This is a genomic window from Dyadobacter sp., from assembly GCF_051859145.1.
GTDB lineage: Bacteria > Bacteroidota > Bacteroidia > Cytophagales > Spirosomataceae > Dyadobacter.
Genome location: NZ_JBHYGF010000435.1, coordinates 1 through 3,235 on the forward strand (window position 1 = coordinate 1; position 3,235 = coordinate 3,235).

A 3,235-nucleotide genomic window follows, 5' to 3' on the forward strand; every position below is an offset into this window, starting at 1 on the left:
TTCTTCAAAGTTTTATCGTCCGAACTTCTGTATACGAGGTACTTACCATTGTCTTCTTTGAAATAACATTCGGTACCTTTTGCCTGGTAATGCGCTACGGTCGCCTCTGCTTCCTCCACGGTCAAGCAGGCTTTGGACATGTTCGAGCGTTGCACTTCATCAAATAACTCCCTGAATTTTTCACCTAAACCAAATTCCAGCACCGCGCCTGATAATACATATTGCAGGTCGCACAATGCGTCTGCTACTTCCACAATGTCTTTTTCGAGAATCGCTACTTCGAGTTCTTTCAACTCTTCCGCTAACAACGCCACACGCAACCTGCTGCGCTCTTCTGACGGGATAGCAGGGGCGGCTACGATCGGGTGCTTGAATGTTTTGTGAAATTCGGCGACTTGATTAAGGCTATCCAGTTGTTGCATTGTCGTATGAGATTAATTTTAAATGTCTTGTCTATTAAAAAGTTGTCAGCCGCTTCCCAGCATTAGAGCACCAGATTGGTCTTAAATAACTTAATCGCAATTGCCAGGAGGATAATCCCGAAAATCTTCCTGAGTACATCCGTACCTCCCTGCCCGAGCTTTTTCTCGATCCAGGTCGATGATTTTAAAACCAGGTATACGAAAAAAAGATTGAGCAGGATACCTACAAGGATGTTCTGGATTTGGTAAGCGGAACGCAATGCGAGCAAGGTGGTCATGGTAGCAGCTCCGGCAATAATGGGGAAGGCAATCGGGACAATGGAGGCGACACCCACATCGAGGTTATCGTGTTTGAAAATATTTCGTCCGAGGATCATTTCCAATCCCAACAAAAAGAGGATAATCGCACCCGCAATGGCGAAAGAAGCCACATCTACCCCAAAAAGACTCAACAGCCTTTCACCCAGAAAAAGAAACACGACCATAATGATCCCAGCCGTGATCGTAGCCTTTTCGGATTCGATTTTCCCGAGCTTTTTCCTGAAATCAACAATCACCGGCAGTGAGCCGAGTACATCGATTACGGAGAAAAGAATGAGGGTGACGGAAACGATTTCTTTGAAATTGAACATGCGGCGACCATTGAGGTAGAACCGCAAAGTTGCTCAAAATCGTCAATATACTTTACATATGAAAGTATTTTTCGGTATTCAGGAACCGCTGCCGGGAAGAAAATTTAGAAAAGTATTAAACTGCTTTTTGTACTTCTCTTCATCTATTTTGTAAAAGAATGCACCCTTTTTAGAGTATCCTTTTTGCTTTTCGTCGAGCTTGATCAGCAGATTGGTAGAGAGCAGTTTGCGGCTGAAATTGCGCTTGTCCAGTTCGGTCCCAAAAATTGCCTCGTAAAGCTTTTGTAATTGAGGAATGGTGAATTTTTCGGGAAGCAGCTCAAATCCGATCGGGTGCTGGGAAGCTTTGTATCGCAGGTGCTGGATTGCCATATCTACCATAGATCCATGGTCAAACAGCAGATTCGGAAGCTCTTGTACCGAAAACCATTGCGCCTCAAAATTCCTGGAAATCTTGTGCGCGTAATCCTCCACATTGATCAATGCGAAATAAGCTACTGAAACTGTGCGCTCTACGGGATCGCGATCCGGACTACCGAAGGTATGCAGCTGTTCCAGGTAAATATCTTTCAGATTAGTAAGCTCGAACAGAATGCGGGAAGATGCGCCTTCCAGACTTTCATCGGGCTGCACCCAGCCGCCCATCAAAGACCAGGTCCGGTCTTCATCTTCGATTCCCCTTTTAACGAGCAGTAATTTTAATTCTTCCCCATCAAAGCCGAAAATGATGGAGTCCAGGGCCACGAGGCATTTTGTTTGCGCCTGGTATTGCTTTAATAGGTCTAAACGCACAACTAAAAATGGCGGGAAATGGTGTTGATTTTATTTACTAAATACAAACCTTTCCGTTTACTACTCATTACTGCTTTCGCGCCATTTCAGCGAGAAAATACTGCAAAGCTGCTATTTCCTGGTCGGATATAGCAGGGAAATTGGCAATCCGGAAGCTGGTATCCTTGTGTTTTCCATATCCGTTCCCGAGTGTGATCCCGTTCTTCCTGGCTGCTTCTTTGATCTCCGTAATCCGTTGTGGTGTATTGCTCACTGCAATTACCGTTTCAGACCGGGCAGCTTCGTTCTTAACGAGCAGATTATACTTATTGGAAGACAGGAAACGATACCAGCCAGCGCTGCGCAACCTGGTTTGTTCGGCTACCTCGCTAATGGGCTTTACCTGCTGCATGATCTTGTTGAGCAGGTAGATACACAATGTATTGGGTGTAAATGGAGTCTGGTTTTTGAGGAAGTTCTCGCGTATGAAAAGCAAACTATTATAATGCTTTCTTTCCCCGATTTCCTCGGCGCGTTCAATTGCTTTTGGGGAAACGATCAGCACGCCCATTCCGGCAGGAAGACCGAAGCATTTTTGGACAGAAGCATACCAGATATCCGCTGACTGCCAGGGAAGTACCACGCCAGCCATAGAGGAAGTCGCATCCACTGCAATGAGGTTATCTCCTTCCGATCTCAAAGATTCGAGGAATCCGGCGGGAAGCGCAGTTCCATTGGAAGTTTCATTGTGGGTAAGGCAAATTACCTCGCTGCCAGACAGTTTACTTGCAAAAGGAAGATCCGGGAGTTCATTCATATCGAATGAAAGTCCGCTTGCGCCAGAGGTAAGTTTTTGGGTGTACTCCATCCACTTTTCACCGAATGCACCATTATAGATATGCAGGCTCGGCACCGAAATCAGCGATTGCGCAATAATCTCCCAGCATTCAGTGGCTGAGGAAACAAAATAAACTTCGTAATCCGCAGGAACGTCCAGTTTGGATTTCAGGTTGCTGATGGTTTCTTCCATCATTTGCATAAAGGAACCACTCCGGTGGTTCGCACTGATCACTCCACTTTCAACCGCTTCCTGCAAATATTGACCAACCTCATCGTAAACTTTGGAGGGCCCGGGATAAAATGTAATCATTATATAAATCCTTCGCGTATCATCGCTTTTTCAAGCTTTTCACCCAGCTCCTGAGAAGCTTTCAAAAGTGGCAAGCGTACATTTGAGCTACATATTCCTTTTATTTCCAAGCATTTCTTAATCCCAACCGGATTGGATTCGATGTACAGCAAGGTATCGAATTCCAGGAATGAGAGCTGTAACCTGGCGGCCTCCCTGAAACGTCCTTCCAGCGCGTGCCAGGTCAGTTCACCAAACTCTTTTGGAAATGCATTGGCGAT

At 45.6% G+C, this 3,235-nt stretch carries 5 protein-coding genes; all 5 read right to left on the minus strand.

Going from position 1 to position 3,235, the window contains the following annotated elements; genetic code table 11:
* On the minus strand, positions 1-422 hold a 422-nt coding region (locus ACTIE6_RS21145), incomplete at its 3' end, for a hypothetical protein (protein ID WP_439558527.1).
* Positions 423-484: 62 nt separating this feature from the next.
* Positions 485-1,054: a MarC family protein gene (locus tag ACTIE6_RS21150; protein ID WP_439558528.1), complete on the minus strand. Its 570-nt coding sequence runs from the start codon at positions 1,052-1,054 to the stop codon at positions 485-487.
* 78 nt (positions 1,055-1,132) lie between these two features.
* Entirely contained in the window at positions 1,133-1,846 is a 714-nt protein-coding gene (locus ACTIE6_RS21155; RefSeq protein WP_439558529.1) for an NUDIX hydrolase, read from the minus strand.
* A 67-nt stretch (positions 1,847-1,913) separates the two neighbouring features.
* Positions 1,914-2,975, minus strand: coding sequence for an aminotransferase class V-fold PLP-dependent enzyme (locus ACTIE6_RS21160; protein ID WP_439558530.1), 1,062 nt, complete (start codon positions 2,973-2,975; stop codon positions 1,914-1,916).
* Positions 2,975-3,235 (minus strand): dihydrodipicolinate synthase family protein (locus ACTIE6_RS21165; RefSeq protein ID WP_439558531.1); only part of this gene is annotated, 261 nt, incomplete at its 5' end. The genes ACTIE6_RS21165 and ACTIE6_RS21160, both read right to left, overlap by 1 nt.